Genomic DNA, 21,044 nt, shown 5'->3' on the forward strand with positions numbered 1-21,044 from the left:
CCCCACTCTTCTGCATCAAAGTCTTTATAATCATCATTGCCAGAAAAATTATAACATAACCGCACTATAGTGACAAGAAATCTTTTCTATTCAAGCCGCTTCTAGAACAGTGAAAGCTGATTAGATTCAGGCAATCCACGGAAGCAGCCCATGTTTCCAAGAACCTCAATAATCGTTTTTGTCGCCTTTGATTTCATTTGGAAATCCTCGATTGACAAGTACTCGCCATCGTCTCTTGAGGCTGCGATATTACGTGCGGCGTTATCGCCAATTCCCGCAATGGCAGCAAATGGCGGAATAAGGGAATCCCCATCTACAAGAAACTTCGTCGCGTCAGAACGATACAGATCGATAGGCTTAAAGGAGAAGCCGCGCGCCGTCATCTCAAGTGACATTTCCAGCTGCGACACCATGTTTTTCTCTTTAGGGAGCGCATTAAATCCTTTGGCTTCGATCTCGATCAGCTTACGCAAGATCGCATCATATCCTTGGCAAAGCAGCTCCAAATCAAAATCGTCCGCTCTTACTGTAAAGTAAGTAGCGTAATACTCTATTGGATGATAAAGCTTGAAATAGGCGGTGCGAACTGCCGATATGACATAGGCCGCGGCATGTGCTTTCGGGAACATATACTCGATGCGCAGGCAAGAATCAATGTACCACTGCGGCACCTTGCATCGCTTCATCTCTTCGATCCACTCTGGCGTCAAGCCTTTACCTTTACGTACACTTTCCGTAATTTTAAATGCAAGTCCAGCGTCCATTCCAGCTTTATAAATCAAGAACAACATGATATCATCCCGGCAACCAATTACCGTCTTGATGTTGCAAGTGCCGTTCTTGATCAGCTCTTGTGCATTTCCTAGCCAAACTCCCGTGCCATGAGACAATCCGGAAATTTGCAGTAAATCGGCAAACGAAGAAGGCTGCGTCTCTTGAAGCATTTGACGAACGAACTTCGTTCCCATTTCCGGCACTCCGTAAGTGGCTACCGAAGAGCGAATTTGCTCGCCTGGCACGTTAAGTGCTTTGGTCGAGTTGAACATGCTCATGACTTTAGGATCATTCATCGGTATTGACGTTGGATCAACGCCGGTCAAATCCTGCAGCATCCGCATCATTGTCGGATCATCGTGCCCCAGAATATCGAGCTTAAGCAAGTTTTCATCAAACGCGTGATAGTCAAAATGAGTTGTCTTCCATTCCGCATTCACATCGTCTGCTGGAAATTGAACAGGTGTTATATCTTCAACATCGATATAATCGGGAACAACGACGATACCGCCTGGATGCTGTCCCGTGCTTCGTTTTACACCCGTACAGCCACTAGCAAGTCTGGCAAGTTCAGCACCGCGCCATTTCTTGCCATGCTCTTCCTCATACTTCTTAGTGAAACCATAGGCCGTTTTCTCTGCAACCGTACCAATCGTTCCTGCACGGAACACACACTTCTCGCTAAACAATATTTTTGTATAGTTATGGGCAATCGGTTGATAGTCTCCGGAGAAGTTCAAATCGATATCGGGAACTTTATCGCCTTTGAAGCCAAGGAAGGTTTCGAACGGAATATCCTGTCCTTCACCCTTCATCGGCTTCTCGCATTTCGGACATAATTTGTCCGGCAAATCGAAGCCGCTCGGAATACTTCCGTCCAAAAACCATTCGCTATGCTTGCAATCCGAGTTTTTGCACAAGTAATGGGCAGGCAACGGATTAACCTCTGAAATACCCAGGAATGTGGCAACGACCGAGGAACCAACCGATCCCCGTGAGCCGACCAAATATCCATCTGCGTTCGATTTCTTAACAAGCTTCTCCGAGATCAAGTAGTTGGCAGAAAACTTAAATTTGATAATAGGAATAAGTTCTTTCTCCAGCCTGTCAATAACAACCTGAGGAAGATCTTCCCCATACATCGACTTCGCTGTGTCATAACAAGTGTTGCGAATTTCCTCGTCGGCACCCTCAATAATTGGAGCAAATAGTCCCGTCGGGAACATATCATACGGCTCAAATCGATCAGCAAGCTCAACTGTATTCGTAATGACGACCTCACGAGCTCTTGCTTCCCCTAAAAATGCAAATTCCTCCAGCATTTCTTCCGTTGTACGGAAATGAGCATCTGGCTTGCGAATACTCTTAAGCGGGCTAAAACCAGTGATCCCATGAATCGTTATGTCACGATACATTTTGTCGCGCGGATTCAAGTAATGAACGTTTCCTGTAGCAATAACCGGCTTGCCCAGCTCATCCCCGATTTGGCAAATCCGGCGATGCGCCTGCTCAATCTCAGCTCGGCTGCCTACTAGCCCCTTCTCAACTAAGTGCATGTAGAAATCAATCGGCTGGATTTCAAGCACATCATAGAAACGTGCAACCTCCAGCGCTTCCTCATACGACTTATTCAGAACGGTTTCGAAAAACTCACCTTTCTCACAACCAGAAATAACGAGCAAGCCTTCACGGTGTGCAACAAGCTTCGTTTTTGGAATTGTAGCTACCCGTTTGAAATGCTCTGTATGCGAGATGGAAATAAGCTTGAACAAATTTTTCTTTCCAACAGCATTAAGTGCATAAATATTGCTGTGGAAAGGCCGAGAATTAGATAAATCAATGCCTACATAGTCATTTAGCTGATGTAGATTCGTAATATTTCGCTCAGCTGCATCTGCAATCAAGCCATACAACACGCCGCCAAGAGCAAGGGAATCGTCTACAGCGCGGTGATGGTTGTCGAGACTAACCTTATATTTATCTGCTAACGTATTCAAACGATGATTTTTGAGCGTTGGAAAAATAAATCGAGCGAGCTCCAGCGTATCGAGCACTGGATTTTTCACTTCCGGCATGCCGAAAGCTTTGCAGTTGGCTTGAATAAAGCCAATATCAAATCTTGCATTGTGGGCGACGAGAACATCATCACCAATGAATTCAATAAATTCTCTAAGCTTAGGCTCAATATCCGGCTGCCCTTTTACCATATCATCATTGATGTTAGTCAACTGCGTAATGTGGTAAGGAATTTTTTCATGCGGATCAATTAGGGTAGAGAATCGATCAATCTCTTTGCCATCACGCATTTTAACGCCGGCAAGCTCGATAATTTTGTTATTAATAACGGAAAGGCCCGTTGTCTCTATATCGAAAACAATATAAGTTGCTGTCGCAAGCGGCTCAGGTCTTGATTCCAGCACCATTGGCACTGCGTCGTTCACGATGTTCGCTTCAACACCAAAAAGCACTTTTATGCCGTGTTTTTTGGCTGACTTATTCGCATCCGGATAACATTGAACATTGCTATGGTCCGTTACTGCAATCGCCTTATGTCCCCATTTGGCAGCCGTCTTTATATAGACATCTACCGGAGTTACCGCATCCATAGCGCTCATGGTTGTATGGAGATGAAATTCGACGCGCTTTTCTTCCGCTTTATCCATACGCTCAGCAGGTGTTCTGACCTCATGCAAATCATTCGGCATCATCACAAGCTCCGGTTCTTGCATGAAGCGATCATATTCTATGCGGCCGCGAGCTTTGACCCACTTGCCATTGGCAAGCTGGTTCAATATTTTCACATCGTCCTTCGTCTTCGCAAACATCTTCATCGCGATAGAGTCGGAGAAGTCAGTTACATTGAACGTAAACAATGTGCTTCCGTTACGAAGCTCTTTCACTTCGAGGCCGAATACCGCGCCTTGTACTGTAATTTTTTTCTCTTCTTCGATGATATTCATCAATGGAACCGGCTCTTCCCGAATATCATAACCAACCGCCAGCTTGATTTCACTCTCATCGACGAGCTCAGACTCGGATTGCGCGCTCGCCATCAGCTCCTGCACATATTCCCGTTCTTCCTGCACCATCCGAAGGGAGAATTCATCCAAAATTTCTTGCCTGGATTCGCTGACGATCATTTTCACTTTGCATGCGCGCTGGAAATTTTCATTAAAGAAACGAATAATTTCATCATCCAATCGTTTCTTCCGAGCGAGATCCAATCCTGTATTGTCAAGGAGAGATAGAGTTAGCAAGTCTCCTTCAACCGTGATCGACGATTTCTGCAGCCATCCATTTACGGAAGCGATCTCGCTCTGTGCCCACTCCATGAACAAACCCCAGTATTGCAGCACAATGGATTCCGTCTCTACAACAGGATCATAAATCAGCAAGAAACTGACTGCAGCGATAGACTCAAACTTCATTCTAGCCGCCTGGCATAGCCCATTATAGGCCTGTAAAGGCACCATGGACGTTTTGCGGATGCAAAACGTCCATTCTTGATTGCTGTTGCTAACGATAACTTGATCTATATATCCATCTTGAAAATAGGTTTGTATAAGTTCTTGCGGCAGCTGAATATGCTGTAAAAGCATTTCAAAACTCTGCCGTTTTTTTGCGGTTTGGCTCATAAAATACCACTCCTTAAGATCCGAACCGAACTAGCTTCAGTCCTTAATAAGCTCTTGCAAATACAACAGTATGTTTGGATGGATCTCCACATACGAGACATGTTTCTTTGTGCGATTCAGGGGCAAATGGAATATTCCGGCTTGTCGCTCCAGTTTCTTCTTTGACCTGCTTCTCGCAAGCAGCAGAGCCGCACCAGCCAGCTTCTACGAAGCCGCGCTGTTCTTCCAAAAAGCTTTTCATTTCATCAAGCGTTTCAACCGAACGAGAGTTGTCAATACGGAACTGCTTCGCACGATTAAACATTTCTTGATGCGTTTCTTCAAGCATAGTTTCTATTTCTGCTAGAAGATTAGCTTGCTGTACAATACGCTTCTCTCCAGTAACTCTGGAAACAAGCACAACTTGTCCATTTTCCATATCACGCGGTCCAAGCTCAAGGCGTAGTGGAACACCGCGCATCTCATATTCGTTGAACTTCCAGCCTGGGCTCACGTCAGCACGATCGTCCACACGTACGCGAATACCGGCTTTCTTAAGCTCTGCATAAAGCTCATCCACACGGCCAACAACCTGCTCGCGCATTTTTGCAGGGCCAATTGGAATCATAACCACTTGTGTTGGAGCAACTTTAGGAGGCAGCACCAGACCACGATCATCGCCGTGAACCATAATAAGGGCGCCGATTAGTCTTGTGCTCACGCCCCAAGAAGTTGTATGAGCGAATTGCAATGTATTCTCACGATCAAGGAATTTAATATCAAAAGCAACTGCAAACTTCGTACCCAAATAATGCGATGTTCCGGCTTGAACAGCCTTCCCGTCCTTCATCATCGCTTCGATCGAATACGTATCAACCGCACCGGCGAACCGCTCAGAAGGCGTTTTTTCACCTTTGATTACAGGGATAGCAAGGAATTCTTCAACGAACTGCGTGTAAACATCAAGCATCTGCATCGTCTCTTGTCGCGCTTCCTCTTCTGTTTCATGCGCTGTATGGCCTTCTTGCCACAAAAACTCACTCGTACGAAGGAATGGCATTGTGCGCTTCTCCCAGCGAACGACGTTTGCCCATTGGTTAATGAGCAGCGGAAGATCGCGGTACGATTGAATCCATTTCGAATACATATGCCCAAACATCGTTTCCGATGTTGGACGAATAGCAAGGCGTTCTTCGAGCTTCTCGCCAGCTGCTTCAGTTACCCAAGGCAGCTCGGGATTAAAGCCTTCAACATGCTCTTTTTCTTTCTGGAAAAAGCTCTCAGGAATAAAGAGCGGGAAATACGCATTGCGATGTCCCGTCTCCTTAAAGCGGCGATCCAGATCACGCTGAATATTTTCCCAAAGCTCATAGCCCTCAGGACGGAACACGATACAGCCTCTTACAGGCGAATAATCCATAAGCTCGGCTTTTTTAATAACATCAATATACCATCTGGAGAAATCCTCGCTTTGAGGCGTGATTTCTGTAACAAACTGTTTATCTTTAGACATAAGCGACTATTTACTCCCCTTTTACCAATCGTAAAATATCATTATAAGTTACTACGAGCATTAATAACATGATGAGCGCGAAACCGACAAAATGTACCATGCTCTCACGGTTCGGATCAATCGGCCTGCGTCTAATCGCTTCAATTCCGAGGAATATAAGGCGGCTTCCATCAAGGGCAGGAATCGGCAGCAAATTAAATATTCCTAAATACAAGCTTAGCAGTGCTGTCCATGATGTTAACTGAGCAATGCCTTGCTGAGCAATCTGGCTCGTTACTTCTGCTGTTCGCACAGGTCCGCCAAGATCATCAAGCTTGAACTCTCCGAAAATAAGCTTCTTGAAGCCTTCAAAAATGCTTACTGTCATGTTTTTCATGAGCTTGCCTGCGCCTGTGAACGTTTCAGAGAAAGTAGCCGGACGTGTTGGCAATGCGGCACTGATCCCAACCTTGCCTACACCCTCTTTATTCGGTTCAGGTGTTATAACAACTTGCTGAGCCTTGCCGTCACGAATAATATCCATTTTAACAGGAACATTCGGTGATTTGCCGATAATCGCGATCATTTTATCAAAATCAGCTCCGATTTTGATTCCGTTGACAGCGTCAATGACATCGCCCTTTTTCAAATCTACTTTATCAGCTGGCATGCCTTCTGATATTTCATTAACAAGCAGCTTATCAGGCGACTCAACAGGAACACCTGCTAACTGAATGTAGGTAGCAAACAATACAAATGCAAGCACAAAGTTCATCATAGGGCCAGCAAAAATAGCAAGTGCACGCTGCGCTACTGTTTTGCTGCCAAATTGTCTGTCGAGCGGCGCGATTTGTGTTTCTTTGCCTTTTGTGATCATTAAAGCAGTAGGGTGTACCGAGAAAATCTCGTTTTCCCCTTCTACGTCAAGTGTAACAGATAGCTTGCGCTCAAGATCGATCGCCACGATTTCTCCGCGAATAACACCGCTGCGGTCATCAAGACGATCCAAATAAAGCCTAGTCACTTTATTGTCTTTCAGACGAACCGCGATCGTTTGACCAGGCTGGACATCAACGATTTCTGGATCTTCTCCCGCCATTCGAACGAAACCGCCGGCAGGTATTAATCGAAGCGTATATCTCGTCTCGCCACGTTTTACCGAAAAAAGCTTCGGCCCGAAGCCAATTGCGAATTCTCGCACCAATATGCCTGCGCGTTTTGCGAAATAGTAATGACCCCATTCATGGATCGTTACGATCACGAAAAAAACGAGTATGGTCAAGAAAACAACTTGAATCATGTGCATTAAGCTGAAGCCTCCTGTTCGTTACGGCCTGTACATAGATTATCATTATTCTCCCGTCCGATACAAGAGAACCGGAATTTAACCGATATTATACGGATTGGGCCAGCTGTCTTGCCCAAGCGTCCACTTCTGAGATCATCTGCAAATCATTGATATCAGCTGCTTCGTGCTTGCCAACGACCGTTTCCAATATCCGTTCAATGTCAAGAAACGTAATTTCACCCTTCAAAAACCGTGCCACCGCAACCTCGTTTGCAGCATTGTATACTGCAGGAGCTGATTGACCTAGCTTCCCGCACTCGAATGCCAGCCTTAGACATGGATATCTTTCAAAATCCATCTCGCGAAAATGCAGCTTTCCGATTTGTGCCAGGTTCAGCCTGCTTGTCGGGGTTACATTCCGTTCCGGATATGACAACGCATATTGAATCGGTACTCGCATATCCGGCATTCCAAGCTGCGCGATTATGCTGTGATCGGTAAACTCCACATAAGAATGAATGATGCTCTCCGGATGAATAATGACACCTATTTGATCGTATGTAACATCGAACAGCCATCTTGCCTCAATAACTTCTAGCCCTTTATTAACCATAGTCGCTGAATCAATCGTAATTTTTGCGCCCATCGACCAATTGGGATGATTTAGCGCTTCAGCTACTGTTACACCCTCAAGCTGTTCTCTTGTGCGATCACGAAAGGAGCCGCCGGAGGCTGTTAATGTAATTTGATTGATAGATTTGCGATCTTCGCCGTTTAAGCATTGAAAAATCGCCGAATGTTCACTGTCTATCGGCAAAATCGATACTCCGCGCTGTTTCGCACGTTCCATGACGATATGACCTGCCGTTACGAGTGTCTCTTTGTTCGCCAAACCAATCATTTTCCCCGCATCAATCGCCGCCAATGTTGCCGGCAACCCTCTGCTTCCCATAATTGCTGTCACAACGACATCAGCGTCCGTCCCAGCGGCTACTTCAACAAGTCCTTCTTCGCCATAGACAACCTTTGTTCCAGGCGGCATATGGGGACGAGCGGCTTCTGCGTCTGCTTTGGAAGCTAAGCTAACGAGCGAAGGTTTAAATTGTTTGGCTTGCTCTATAATCAAATCGACATTCGCACCAGCGGACAAGCCAACAACCTGATAACGATCAGGATCATGGGCAATAACGTCCAGCGTCTGTGTTCCGACTGAACCTGTCGAACCTAATATACTTATTTTTTTCACACAAAATCCTCCTGACTTATACAGGCAGCAGCCCGGTAAGCACTAACAGCGGAAACACGATTAGCCAGCTATCGCATCGATCAAGCACTCCGCCATGTCCTGGCAGAAGCGTACCTGTATCCTTTATATCTCTCACACGTTTATAAGCAGATTGAATCAAATCCCCAAACTGTCCAGCTACTGCAGCAATTAAACCGATTAGCAAAGCCTTTGGCAAATCAATAAAATCGGGCATCGTGAGTGCGAATACTGCCGATACGATTAAGGATAACAATACGCCGCCTAAAGCGCCTTCGATCGTTTTGTTCGGGCTGATTGATGGCCATAGCTTCGTTTTCCCAATGGCTCGTCCAGTAAAATAAGCACCGATATCCGAAGCCCAAATACAGCCAAAGGACAAAAACGTCCACAATAGGCCATGCTCCTCAATTTGACGAGCTTCGCCCATTGCTGAAAAGCCGTAACCTACATATAAAGCGCCTAGCAACATAAGTGCGGCGCCATCAATTGTCGTTTTATTTTTGGTAATCACGGTTAGGGCAAGCAGCAAGAAGGCCAGCATCCAAACAATAGTCAGGAAAGATGGAATAACAATACCCCAATCAGACCATGGTAGCACAAACAGTAGCACACCCGCATATCCGAGCAAAGTTGACGGATGCGACCATGCTACACCATTCATTCGCGCATATTCAGTAAAACCAATAATAGCTAGCAATACGAGGAGAGTTGTATATAACCATCCGCCTGCTATTGTTAAACCTATGAAGCCTGCACCTGCTACAATTCCAGTAATCAATCGTTGTCTCAATGAAAAGTCACACTCCGTCGCTTGAAGCTACAATCCACCATATCGACGCGCGCGGCGCTGATACTCCAAAATCGCTTCTTGAAAATGCGCTTCCGTAAATTCAGGCCAATACACATCCGTAAACCACAATTCACTATAAGCAAGCTGCCACATCATAAAATTACTTAATCGCAATTCACCGCTTGTACGAATGAGCAAATCTGGATCAGGCAATCCACTTGTAAGCAAACGATCGGCCATTACTTTATCATCGATATCATCGATTGCAAGATTTCCTTGCTGAACCTCTGATGCGATACTTTTCACAGCTTCAAGCATTTCCTTACGGCTTCCATAGTTTAAGGCAAAGTTTAGAACTAGCCCTGTATTGTTAGCGGTCTTTATAATGGCTTCTTCAACTGCACTGATCGTAAATGAAGGCAAATCCTCTTTATGTCCCATCATGCGAACCTGCACGTTGTTGGCTATCAATTCTTCTAATTCAATTTCAAGAAATTGCTGCGGAAGCTTCATAAGAAAATCCACTTCAGCTTTAGGTCTCTTCCAGTTTTCCGTTGAAAACGCATATAACGTCAAATATTTGACGCCTAACCGATCCGCTGCAATGGTAATACGTTTGACCGCTTTCATGCCGGAATGATGACCAGCCATACGTGGCAATCCACGATCTTTAGCCCAACGGCCGTTCCCATCCATTATAATTGCAACATGCTCAGGCACATTTTCTGAGGCCACAGAATCAGTCGGCTGTAAGGACGATTTGCCTAATTTGGCCCAAAGTCGCTCGATCATCTTACTTCCTCCCAACCGAAATCAAAACCAAACCCCACCTATCGGAGGGGCCCAGAGATTATTATACTTCCATAATTTCTTTTTCTTTGGCAACAAGCACTTTATCTACTTCAGCAATAAATTTATCAGTTGCCTTCTGAATATCCTCTTGGTGACCACGTGATTCATCTTCAGAAATTGTTGTTTTCTCAAGTTTTTTCACGCTGTCGTTAGCATCCCGACGAATATTGCGAATAGCTACCTTTGCTTCTTCGCCAAGCTTTTTCGAAGTTTTCACAAGCTCTGCCCGGCGCTCTTCTGTAAGCGGTGGGATAGAAAGACGAATCGATGCACCGTCATTGGAAGGTGTCAGTCCAAGATCCGATTTCATAATCGCTTTCTCGATTGCCGACATCGACGATTTGTCCCATGGTTGAATGAACAACGTACGAGAGTCTGGCGTACTGATGTTAGCAAGTTGATTGACAGGCGTCATTGCGCCGTAGTATTCCACTTGAATACGGTCAAGCAAAGATGAATTAGCTTTACCAGCGCGCAAAGACGACAAATCACGTTTTAGCGCGGAAATCGCTTTATCCATACGTTCTTCTGCGTTTTTTTTCAGCTCTTGTGGCATTATTTCGCACTTCCTCTCACTATCGTTCCGATTTTCTCACCCAGCACGACGCGTTTAATATTCCCTTTCTCTGTAATCGCAAATACGATAAGAGGAATATTATTATCCATGCAAAGTGAAGCTGCGGTTGAATCCATTACGCCTAGATTACGGTTAAGCATGTCGAGGTATGTAAGCTCCTCAAATTTCTCAGCTGTGCTATCTTTAAATGGATCAGCAGAATATACGCCATCCACTTTGTTTTTCGCCATTAATATTACTTCTGCTTCGATCTCAGCTGCGCGAAGCGCTGCTGTTGTATCTGTTGAGAAAAATGGATTACCAGTTCCTGCAGCAAAGATTACGACGCGTCCTTTTTCCAAATGACGGATAGCACGACGTCTGATGTACGGTTCAGCGATTTGTTGCATCGCGATCGATGTTTGTACGCGAGTAGGTACATCGATTTGTTCCAGTGCATCTTGAAGTGCAAGTGAATTCATAAGAGTAGCCAGCATTCCCATGTAATCAGCTGTTGCACGGTCTATGCCTTTTGCAGAACCTGCAATTCCACGCCAAATGTTGCCGCCTCCGACAACGATGGCCACTTCTATGCCAAGTGCTACGACTTCCTTCACCTGATCAGCAATTGAAGATATGACCGTCGCTTCAATGCCATAACCTTCCTGACCAGACAATGATTCACCGCTTACTTTCAAAACGATACGTTTATACACAGGATGCTCCAACGTTAATACCTCCATCATGCACCTCAGTAAATGAGGTCCTTCAAATATGTTCTAATCATACAAGCAGGCGGGGCGGACGCCCCGCCCCGCCTGTGCGTTCGGATTAATGTTTAACTTGAGCCATAACTTCTTCAACGAAATTGTCAACTTTTTTCTCTAGACCTTCACCAAGCTCATAACGAACGAAGCGACGGATGGAAATGTTTTCACCAATTTTGCTGATTTTTTCATTAAGCAATACGGAGATTGTTTTGTCTGGGTCTTTAATGAACGATTGCTCAAGAAGACAGAACTCTTCGTAGTATTTCGAGATACGGCCTTCAACCATTTTTTCAACGATTTTTTCAGGCTTGCCTTCGTTAAGTGCTTGAGCTTTCAAAATTTCGCGCTCTTTTTCAAGCTCTTCAGAAGAAACCTCGTCACGGCTAACGAATTTAGGGTTAGCTGCAGCGATTTGCATAGCTACGTCTCTTGCAAACTCACGGAATTGATCCGTTTTTGCAACGAAATCCGTTTCACAGTTTACTTCAACGATAACGCCGATACGGCCGCCTGCATGAATATACGATTCAACTACGCCTTCGGTTGCAATACGACCAGCTTTATTTGCTGCTGCCGCCAAACCTTTTTCACGAAGTACTGCAATTGCTTTTTCAACGTCATTGTTTGTTTCGTCCAAAGCTTTCTTGCAATCAAGCATTCCAGCTCCAGTTCTTTCACGAAGCTCTTTTACCGCGCTAGCACTAACTGCCATTGTAAGCCCTCCTATAGGTTTCACGAAGTCTATGTAGCTTCGAGAATCATTAATTGTTTTTTTTAGTGATTTACATTCAAAAAAAGGGCAGTGAGAGGTTTATCACCATCTGACCACCCTTTGTTGACTAATTAAAGCCTTTAAATTAAGCCGTTGTTTGTTCGCCTTGGTTAGCTTCAACGATTGCATCAGCCATTTTCGAAGTCAACAACTTAACGGCACGAATTGCATCATCGTTACCTGGGATTACGTAGTCAATTTCGTCTGGATCACAGTTCGTATCAACGATACCAACGATTGGGATACCAAGTTTGCGAGCTTCTGCAACAGCAATACGCTCTTTGCGTGGGTCGATAATGAACAACGCGCTTGGCAAACCTTTCATTCCTTTAATACCGCCAAGGAATTTTTCCAAACGGTCTTTTTCTTTGTTAAGGATGATAACTTCTTTCTTAGGTAGAACCTCGAAAGTGCCGTCTTCAGCCCATTTTTCAAGTTGTTTCAAACGATCAATACGTTTTTGAATCGTTTGGAAGTTAGTCAAAGTACCGCCCAACCAACGTTGGTTGATGTAGAAGTTGCCGCAACGCTCTGCTTCTTCTTTAACGGAATCTTGAGCTTGTTTTTTCGTACCTACGAACAGCATAGTGCCGCCGTCTGCAGCGATCGATTTAACAAAGTTGTACGCTTCGTCAACTTTTTTCACCGTTTTTTGCAAATCAATAATGTAAATCCCGTTTCTTTCTGTGAAGATATAACGATCCATCTTCGGGTTCCAACGACGAGTCTGATGACCGAAGTGTACCCCAGCTTCTAGTAGCTGTTTCATGGAAATAACCGCCATTTCTCCAACACCTCCTATAATGGTTTTTTTAGTGCTCCTCCGCTAGTCGCATCTTTCGCCAAAACTTCCGCCGGGCGGAAGCACCGTTTGACAAAATTGACCTGCGTGCGTTTTTAACACCGTGAATTAATATACCATAAATACACATCGCATGCAACAATCGTTTCAGAAAAGATAGGATAGCTATTTTTTGTTGGCAGTTAGAAGATTTACTTCTGAAGATGTTAAAGGCTCGCCGGTTACGATCCGAATGGCTTCTTCAACCGTTATCTCCTCATGAAACAAAAAATAACCGGCGCGAACCAGCTTCTTTGACTTTTTCATTTTTGATACAAAAGCAGTTTTATCTTTAATAATATTATTCGAAGCAAGCAGCTCTGCTGTATTCGTCAGACTAGAGCCTGCTTTAATTCTTATAACATGCTTGATCTCAGACTGTTTCTGAACAGGGACTGCCGTAGCCGTAGGCGCAGCTTTATCAGTCTTCGCCTCGCTTGTCTGCTCCTTAGCTTTGTCAGAATCAGCAGCAGGCTTAGTCTCCTGTCCCCCTGTGTTGTCCTTATTAAGCTGAAGCGAGTCTTGATTTGCCTTTAACAAAGCATCAACTTCTAGTTGAGTGTACAGCTTCTCATCTGACTCTTTTCCTAAGTCACTTAGCCTTTGCCTGCTTTGCTCGCCAGAGAGCATGAGCTGGAACAACAAAGCGCCAATGATGATACCTGCACCTAATCCCATAAGAAATACTCGACTTTTAAGCATGGACAGAATCCTCCTGCTTAGCAAGCTGTATAATAAGCTGTACCTCACCTTTGTTCATACCAAGCTTTTTGGATATCGCTTCAATCGATTTCCCTTGCTCATAAAGTGTAAACAGCTCTTTATATCTGTCCTGGATGGTGTTCATCCGAACTGTCTCTTCTATAATATGTTCAACAACAGACGCATCTTTAACAAGTTGTTCATTCGAATTTAATGAGACCGCTGGCAATGGGGTTTCCACTGGACGAATGTAGGCCGTGGACTCGGACATTTTCTTTTGCAACTGCTCTGTGAGCTGTTCGCATTTCCGCTCCAATTCTACAATACGCTGCTCCTTGCGATCCGCATCTAATTTCGATTCTTGCTGAGCAGTTCTAACGAGGAGCACGAGATCCTCATTATCCTTCTCCATGTTCTCCATAAACTGCTCCAGCGCGGTTTCCATGTTTTGCATCGATTGTGACGGTAGAGCTGTATCCTGCTTCTTACGAGGCATTACAAAGGCACCGACAATAACAACCGCTCCTAGTAATACGATATATTGCAAGTATGGCTGCATCGTTCATAGCCTGCCTTTCATAGGATGCCTTCATTTTATAACTTAATATCAAGCCTATGGCCTTTGTACGGATGTGTAGGAGCCGCCTCCTGTTCATCAACATCCGAGGATAACTGTGTACGCTTACGTTTTGCCTGCTGATAAGCGTTACCTTGCTGACCTTCTTGATCACTGCGAATATGAAGTCCGTTTGATTGCTCGATCGCTGTGTTTTTCCCTCTTAGAAGCTCTGTTTGTTTGGCGGACTGATTGGCCAACGTATTCTGATCAGCTACAGGTTTATGCATCGCTTGTCCATGCATGCCGCTGAATTCTTGCGTTCGTGGTACAGACATCTGCAAATCAATGGATTTGAACGTCATATCTGCTCACCCCTTTGCGCCATTCATCAATTTCAACCGTTATTTGGTATAAGGAACTAAGACGATATCCCCTTCGGAATAACGGAAGGTCACCCGCTGTGCTGAATCCTTCACAAACTTTGTGTACCTGCCAATTACAATTTTTGTTCCGCCAAATACAATATTGCTGACATCGATCTTCGATCGATCTGTGTTCTCTAGCGTTTTCTCTATCTCAAGAATACGGCTTCTCGTCTCATCATTCTCAAGCACGGTCTGACGTTTTGTGGCGGTCAGCTTAACGCGCAATGCCAGCTTCTCAGGAGTTAATTTCCCTGTCACAGCTAATTGATCCAAAATAACAAGCGCTTTATCCGTTTTATCTAAATTATCCATGTTCTGCCTTAACCTCGTTCTTAGCTCGAGCAGCTCCGAACGATATTCAGGGTTTACGCCTACTTCAATGGTTGTGGCTGTGGACATCGAGTTGCCAATCGTTCGCGCGCTGACAAGGTCACCTGCTTGTACAAGTCCGCCTACGATCAATCCTTTAGCGCCAGAGCACACAACATTTTTTCCGGCTTTTACATGCGAATGCATGATGCTCTGAGATACCAGCACCTCTTCGCCCGCGATAACATTGCCTTCTTGTATAAATGAGCTCCGGACGTTTCGTCCAGCTTTTACAAAACCTTTGTTGCTTCCCAATATTCCGCCTGTAATTTCAACAGAGCCTTCTGATTCGATTTCTGCCCCTTCAACTCCGCCAATAACTCGGATATCGCCCGAAGCTTTAACCCTGAATCCGCTAAGAACATTGCCTCTGATGACTACTGTACCAACAAAATCAATATTGCCGACACTATAATCCACATCGCCGTTTACTTCGTAAACAGGAAACACATTAATTTTTTCTTTTTCAGTAAGCGAAATCAAGCCGTCAATTGCCGAATACATAGCCGTCTGCTCATTGTTCAAAACGACATTTTTGCCTACTTTAAATCTAACGTGCTTGCCGAGCCTAGGAGCAATTTCTTCTCCCGTTACCGTCCTGCCAACAGGACCTGCTGTAGGCTCGAATCGCTCAGCAATCAATTGACCACGCTTGACATTTTTCAGCTGAACAACTTCTTTAAAGTCAACCTTCCCATCTTCGAGCTCCGTTGGGGCGTTCACATTTTTATCCATATCATAAACTAGCTTCACATATCCGTCTTTACCAGGTGTAGGAGACTGCCCTTGCGCAACAAGTGTTTGTTCTTTGAAATATGCGAGAGGATTAGTGCCAATCTGACTCAGAACTTCTTTACGAAGGCCAAAAACGATCCCCTTGCTATGCAAGAATCGTTCTAGCTCATCGCCGTTACATTCGAATTCGTCCGAAATCCTGCTAAAGGTTAAAAATGCAGACAAATTATCGGCAGATGTCTGTATGCGTAGGTATGATTCTAATTGAAGATTTTCCACGTAGCTCCCCCCTTTTAATGTTGCATGAGTTGATCTTTATGCTTAGCCAAAGCTCCTCGCAGCCTCAAAATCGCTTTAGAATGGAGCTGGGATATTCTCGACGGTGATAGTGACATTACTTCAGCAATTTCACTTAATGATAATTCCTCATAATAGAAGAGAGAAACGACTGTTCGTTCCTTTTCCGTAAGTTTTTCAATCCCTTTAACCAATGATTCTTTCAAATAAAACTCATGAACCTTATGATCCGGGTTTTTCGCTTTATCGTCCACTAGCAAAGACATTCTTGTCTCCGATTCCTCTTCACGAATCGGGTCTTCCAATGAGCAAACCGTTGTAACCGCAATATCTTGCAGCATATTAATGAATTCTTTCTCCGTTACATCAAGATAGCGGCTAATTTCTGCATCTGTCACAGAACGCAAGTACTGCTGCTCTAAATGCTGATATGCCTCTTCTACTCGTTTGGCCTTTTCTCGCACAGAACGCGGGACCCAGTCACCTTGTCTTAAGCCATCTATAATAGCGCCGCGAATGCGCCATGACGCATACGTTTCAAACTGCAAGCCGCGGCCGTAATCAAATTTTTCAATTGCATCAATAAGACCCATTACGCCATTGCTTGCAAGGTCATCTCTAATGACGTTTTTCGGGAGTCCAATGGCCATTCGATTCGTTACATAATCAACCAGCGGCAAATATTGTTCAATCAACGTTTTTTTCGCTTCCAAATCGCCTTGTTCTCTCCAGGCTTGCCACATCTGCAAGTTTGTCAAATGAGGGGTCTTCTGCTCAATCATCGACTCACTCTCCTGTCAGGTGACGAATGGCTTTAACCAATTCTTCAGGCTGTGTATTTTTTGTATTTAACAATTGCGGAGGATTTAACGGACGAAAATCGCTTGCATCATCTTTCTGAGTTTCGATTGGCTGCTTGCCAGCACCATCTTTAATCTGTGATTTCAACAATTGATTGATATCTTCTGATTCATCAGGTGTCTGTAAATCTAGCTGACTGCCTTTTCCTTCTTCATCTTCAATTTCCGAGCCTATTAGTGCTGGCGGTTGAAGGATGTATGCCAATATTGCCCGTACTCCATACGCAAGAACAAAAAAAGCGATGAAAGCATACATACTTCTAAGCAGCATAACAGTAATCGGATTGTTACCGATTGAGAAAGCTACCGTAAGCACGGTGCCGAAAATTCCAAATACGACATTCCATCGCCATGTTCCGAACATTTTAAATCTCCTTTGTTCCAAATTGCACACTTCTTATAGAAAGCATTCCGCTAGTACTGTCAAACTCTATCGTTCTACCAAAATTTCCGCCCGTATCCTGAGAGATAATCGGAATTTTGAATCTTCTAAGCATTTCTGTACAGGATTCAACATTGCGCGGGCCAATTCTTAGCGAATCACTGTGTCCAGACATAGCAAACATTTGAGCTCCACCAGCCATCTTAGCTTTCATGCGTTCAATGTATGCACCTGCTGCTATCATCCGATCAAGCAGCTCGGGTATGGCGGTATCTGCATATTTAGCTAGATTCATTTTGGTCTCACGGGCAATGTCTGAAGATGGCAGCATGACATGTGCCATACCGGCTATTTTTCGCGTTGGATCATACAAGGTAAGTCCAACACATGAACCTAAGCCGGTCGTTTTGAGTATCGCCCCATCCGTTGCAATATTTAAATCTGCCATGCCGACTTTGACCAAATTTTGTTGTATCATTCGCTAACGACTCCCAAAGCCCTAAAAATTTTCTCAAACGACTCTGGATCTGGAATGAGGAAAAAATGTCCTTCAAGCGACTGACAATCCTCCAAAAAGGTCGTTTCAATAAGTAGGGCCGAGTCCCCCATCTCTCCGTATTGCATTAAACCGTAGCTAAGCACGGCACCTGCCATATCTACTGCTATAGCGGGTACGGAGGGGGCCATTGCTAAATGAGTGAAATCAGCTAATGAAGATAAATAAGAGCCTGCTAAAATATTGCCAATCTCACAAAGAGCAGACAGCTCCATTTCTGAATAACCGTCCTGCTCTTCAATATTTAAGGAAAGCAGCTGACGCAACAATCGCCTTGCCGAATCTTCTTCAATGATAAAAAACATGTTGCCGGGAGCTTCTCCTTCCACTCGAAGAAAAACAGCAATGACGATTTTTTCGGAACCGCCAACACGCTCTGCAACTTCTTCAAATGGAAGCAAACTTACCTTCGGCACCGCCATATCAACTGGCTTATCTAACAAGCGGGATAATGCAGTAGCAGCATTGCCTGCTCCAATATTGCCGACTTCTTTCAATACATCTAATTCAAATGCTTCAAAGCGGCTAAAAAGGTTCACAAGTTATACCTCAAGCTGCTCAAGTTGAATAATTTCATTCTTGTTGAGCACTTCGGACAAGTTCAGCATGATGAGAAGTCGACCTTCACCAAGCTTTGCAATGCCTCTTAAGTATTTAGCTTTAATGCCTCCAACAATTTCGGGCGGCAAATCAATCGTATCTGTATCAATGTCGATGACATCATTCGCCGAGTCTACGATGAATCCAACTTCGATGTCAGCCACTGAAACAACAATGATTCTTGAGTTTTCTGTAGTTGCCGATTCCGTTAGATTAAATCTGCCTCTTAAGTCAATGACAGGAACGACCACACCGCGAAGATTAATAACCCCTTTAATAAAAGTAGCTGTTTTCGGAACGCGTGTAATTGGAGACAATCTTTCAATCGTGCGGACCTTGTCTACTTCAATTCCATACTCTTCGCTGCCTAGTGCAAACACGATAACCTTTAATTCTTCTCCCATCGTAAAAACCTCCCTATTTGATAAGTGCATTCGGATCGATAATCAATGCGACATAACCATCGCCAAGTATCGTTGCGCCGGAAATTGCTTTAATATTCGTTAAATATTTGCCCAGCGTTTTTAGCACGATTTCACTTTGACCAATAAATTCATCGACCATTACAGCTGCCCACTTCTCGCCTTTTCGAACGACTACAATTTCCGTTTCAAGCTCGTCATTCTCATTAAAATCAGGAGAGTCAAGCACTTTGCTTAGCGATACTAGAGGTATGATGGTATTTCTGAACTCTATCATTTTGTTGCCATGCACTTGAAGAATTTGTTCTTTGCGGATAATGCCTGTCTCAACGATCGAAGACAATGGGATAGCATATTTCTCCGACCCCAGCTTGATCAGCATTGCGGAAATAATGGATAGCGTAAGCGGCAATTGAACAGAAAATTTCGTTCCTCTACCAAATGCAGAATCTATCGTTACGTTTCCGCCTAGAGAAGTAATTTTTGAACGAACGACGTCTAGACCAACACCGCGTCCGGATATGTCCGAAATTTTATCTGCGGTACTGAAGCCAGCCGCAAAAATAAGCATATTAATTTCATCCGGCGTCAGCAGTTTTGCTTCGTCAGCCGTGACGACGCCATTTTTAATGGCTGTTTTTAGCACTCGTTCATGGTGTATACCGCGGCCATCCTCTTCCACTTCAATGAAGACATGATTTCCGCTATGGAACGCGCGCAAGAAAATCGTACCGGTTTCTGGCTTGCCTGCTGCAATTCTCTCTTCCACCGTTTCGATTCCATGATCAACCGAGTTGCGCAATAGATGAACAAGCGGATCTCCAATTTCGTCGATAACCGTACGGTCAAGTTCCGTATCGGCTCCAGTAATAACAAGATCGATTTTTTTGTCTAGCGATTTAGCTAAATCTCTAATCATACGAGGGAAACGATTGAATACCGAATCCACAGGTACCATGCGAAGCTTAAGTACAATACTTTGAAGATCAGAACTTACGCGTGCCATATGTTCCACAGTTTCAGTCAAATCACTGCGTTTGATTTCACTAGAAAGCTGTTCCAGCCTAACACGGTCAATAAGCAATTCGCTAAACAAGTTCATGAGCGTATCGAGCCTCTCAATGTCTACACGAATCGTCTTCGACACATTAGCTGGTGTGCTGGCAGCAGGTGCCGATCGAGCTTGTCCTTTTGCTGCTTCAACAGATGTAACTGCTGTTTCGGTTTGCGGCGCAGCCGTTTCAGCAACTTCGACAACCTCTACTGCCGCAGCTGCGTTAGATTGGCCAAGCACGGCTAATGACTCTGCATCCAAAGAAGTTACAACAGCGGATTCAATTTCTGAAATATTAAGCAGCTGCGCTTGAAGATCTTCCTGCTGCAAGCGTGAAATCGTAAATACCGTAAAAGTGAAATTGAATTTTTCTTGTTCAATGTCTTGAACAGATGGATCTGATTTAATAACTTCACCATTGCGCTCTAGCAAATCAAATACCATATAAGCACGAACGGCTTTTAGCAAGCAATTATCGCGAATAGCGATTTGAATATGAAAAACATTATGTCCTGTTTCTATCGATTGAAGCAAAATCGAAGATTGAAACTCATCAAGCAGCATCGCCCCTGATGCGCTTGATTCTGCAGCACTTGGTGCATTAGCCGCTACGGTTGGAGCCTGAGTCGCTTTGCTTGCGCTATAATCACTTTTCAAGATGATTTGCAGCGATTCAACGATCGAGGTAACGTCTGCTTTCCCTGTACCGCCGTCCACAATATCCTGAACCATTGCTTCAAGCGCATCTAACCCTTTAAACAAAGTGTCAAAAATAAAGCTGTCCATTTTTAACTTGCTGTTGCGAACGAGGTCAAGCACATTTTCCATTTCATGCGTCAGCGCTGCTAAATCTTCAAAACCCATCGTAGCTGACATTCCTTTGAGCGTATGCGCTGAACGGAATATATTTTGAACGATACTAAGCTCCTCAGGCTCGCTTTCCAGACGAAGCAAATTTTCATTCAAGGATTGCAGGTGATCATTAGATTCATCGATAAACATCGATAAATAGGCATTCATATCCATTTCCTAGCACCTCCTGTTAGTATGGTGAAGCCATTCTAGCC

General features: G+C 44.3%; 20 protein-coding genes. All 20 read right to left on the minus strand.

Translation table 11 applies throughout. From position 1 onward, the window contains the following. Positions 1-101: 101 nt before the first annotated feature. Positions 102-4,409, minus strand: coding sequence for a PolC-type DNA polymerase III (locus AB4Z50_RS19805; RefSeq protein WP_441881251.1), 4,308 nt, complete (start codon positions 4,407-4,409; stop codon positions 102-104). A gap of 43 nt (positions 4,410-4,452) precedes the next feature. Further along, a complete protein-coding gene (gene proS / locus AB4Z50_RS19810) occupies positions 4,453-5,901 on the minus strand; it encodes a proline--tRNA ligase (RefSeq protein ID WP_441881253.1) in 1,449 nt (482 codons plus the stop codon). A 10-nt stretch (positions 5,902-5,911) separates the two neighbouring features. After that, positions 5,912-7,186, minus strand: a complete 1,275-nt coding sequence (gene rseP, locus AB4Z50_RS19815) for an RIP metalloprotease RseP (RefSeq protein ID WP_076269180.1) — start codon at positions 7,184-7,186, stop codon at positions 5,912-5,914. Positions 7,187-7,274: 88 nt separating this feature from the next. Continuing rightward, complete coding sequence (locus tag AB4Z50_RS19820) at positions 7,275-8,414, minus strand: 1-deoxy-D-xylulose-5-phosphate reductoisomerase (RefSeq protein WP_441881256.1); 1,140 nt, start codon at positions 8,412-8,414, stop codon at positions 7,275-7,277. Between the two features lie 16 nt (positions 8,415-8,430). Beyond that, positions 8,431-9,225, minus strand: coding sequence for a phosphatidate cytidylyltransferase (locus AB4Z50_RS19825; RefSeq protein ID WP_430054928.1), 795 nt, complete (start codon positions 9,223-9,225; stop codon positions 8,431-8,433). Positions 9,226-9,252: 27 nt separating this feature from the next. Further along, positions 9,253-10,017, minus strand: a complete 765-nt coding sequence (locus tag AB4Z50_RS19830) for an isoprenyl transferase (protein ID WP_076269177.1) — start codon at positions 10,015-10,017, stop codon at positions 9,253-9,255. 61 nt (positions 10,018-10,078) lie between these two features. Beyond that, positions 10,079-10,633 carry a ribosome recycling factor gene (frr, locus tag AB4Z50_RS19835; protein WP_339208952.1) on the minus strand — a complete coding sequence of 185 codons (555 nt, stop codon included), beginning with the start codon at positions 10,631-10,633 and terminating at the stop codon, positions 10,079-10,081. Continuing rightward, on the minus strand, positions 10,633-11,361 hold the full coding sequence (pyrH, locus tag AB4Z50_RS19840) for a UMP kinase (RefSeq protein WP_053377774.1): 729 nt from the start codon (positions 11,359-11,361) through the stop codon (positions 10,633-10,635). Before pyrH ends, frr begins: the two co-directional genes overlap by 1 nt. A gap of 103 nt (positions 11,362-11,464) precedes the next feature. Then, positions 11,465-12,139: a translation elongation factor Ts gene (tsf, locus tag AB4Z50_RS19845; RefSeq protein WP_339208950.1), complete on the minus strand. Its 675-nt coding sequence runs from the start codon at positions 12,137-12,139 to the stop codon at positions 11,465-11,467. Positions 12,140-12,260: 121 nt separating this feature from the next. After that, positions 12,261-12,959: a 30S ribosomal protein S2 gene (gene rpsB, locus AB4Z50_RS19850; RefSeq protein ID WP_054028957.1), complete on the minus strand. Its 699-nt coding sequence runs from the start codon at positions 12,957-12,959 to the stop codon at positions 12,261-12,263. 183 nt (positions 12,960-13,142) lie between these two features. After that, on the minus strand, positions 13,143-13,718 hold the full coding sequence (locus AB4Z50_RS19855) for a hypothetical protein (RefSeq protein WP_441881260.1): 576 nt from the start codon (positions 13,716-13,718) through the stop codon (positions 13,143-13,145). Further along, a complete protein-coding gene (locus tag AB4Z50_RS19860; protein WP_441881262.1) occupies positions 13,711-14,277 on the minus strand; it encodes a DUF6115 domain-containing protein in 567 nt (188 codons plus the stop codon). The genes AB4Z50_RS19855 and AB4Z50_RS19860 overlap by 8 nt, the downstream gene beginning before the upstream one ends. Before the next feature lie 35 nt (positions 14,278-14,312). Continuing rightward, a complete protein-coding gene (locus AB4Z50_RS19865; protein ID WP_076269172.1) occupies positions 14,313-14,639 on the minus strand; it encodes a hypothetical protein in 327 nt (108 codons plus the stop codon). A gap of 39 nt (positions 14,640-14,678) precedes the next feature. Continuing rightward, entirely contained in the window at positions 14,679-16,085 is a 1,407-nt protein-coding gene (locus AB4Z50_RS19870) for a DUF342 domain-containing protein (RefSeq protein ID WP_076269171.1), read from the minus strand. 14 nt (positions 16,086-16,099) lie between these two features. Beyond that, on the minus strand, positions 16,100-16,885 hold the full coding sequence (locus tag AB4Z50_RS19875) for a FliA/WhiG family RNA polymerase sigma factor (protein ID WP_339208940.1): 786 nt from the start codon (positions 16,883-16,885) through the stop codon (positions 16,100-16,102). 4 nt (positions 16,886-16,889) lie between these two features. Beyond that, entirely contained in the window at positions 16,890-17,327 is a 438-nt protein-coding gene (locus AB4Z50_RS19880) for a hypothetical protein (RefSeq protein ID WP_076269170.1), read from the minus strand. Position 17,328: 1 nt separating this feature from the next. Then, positions 17,329-17,823, minus strand: coding sequence for a chemotaxis protein CheD (locus AB4Z50_RS19885; protein WP_076269169.1), 495 nt, complete (start codon positions 17,821-17,823; stop codon positions 17,329-17,331). Further along, positions 17,820-18,440 (minus strand): chemotaxis protein CheC, encoded by a 621-nt coding sequence (locus AB4Z50_RS19890; protein ID WP_076269168.1) that lies wholly within the window; start codon positions 18,438-18,440, stop codon positions 17,820-17,822. The genes AB4Z50_RS19885 and AB4Z50_RS19890 overlap by 4 nt, the downstream gene beginning before the upstream one ends. Before the next feature lie 3 nt (positions 18,441-18,443). Beyond that, a complete protein-coding gene (locus AB4Z50_RS19895) occupies positions 18,444-18,905 on the minus strand; it encodes a chemotaxis protein CheW (RefSeq protein ID WP_441881266.1) in 462 nt (153 codons plus the stop codon). Between the two features lie 13 nt (positions 18,906-18,918). Continuing rightward, positions 18,919-21,003: a chemotaxis protein CheW gene (locus AB4Z50_RS19900; protein WP_441881268.1), complete on the minus strand. Its 2,085-nt coding sequence runs from the start codon at positions 21,001-21,003 to the stop codon at positions 18,919-18,921. Between the last annotated feature and the right edge of the window lie 41 nt (positions 21,004-21,044).

The sequence above is a fragment of the Paenibacillus sp. 2TAB26 genome (assembly GCF_052115145.1).
Lineage (GTDB): Bacteria > Bacillota > Bacilli > Paenibacillales > Paenibacillaceae > Pristimantibacillus.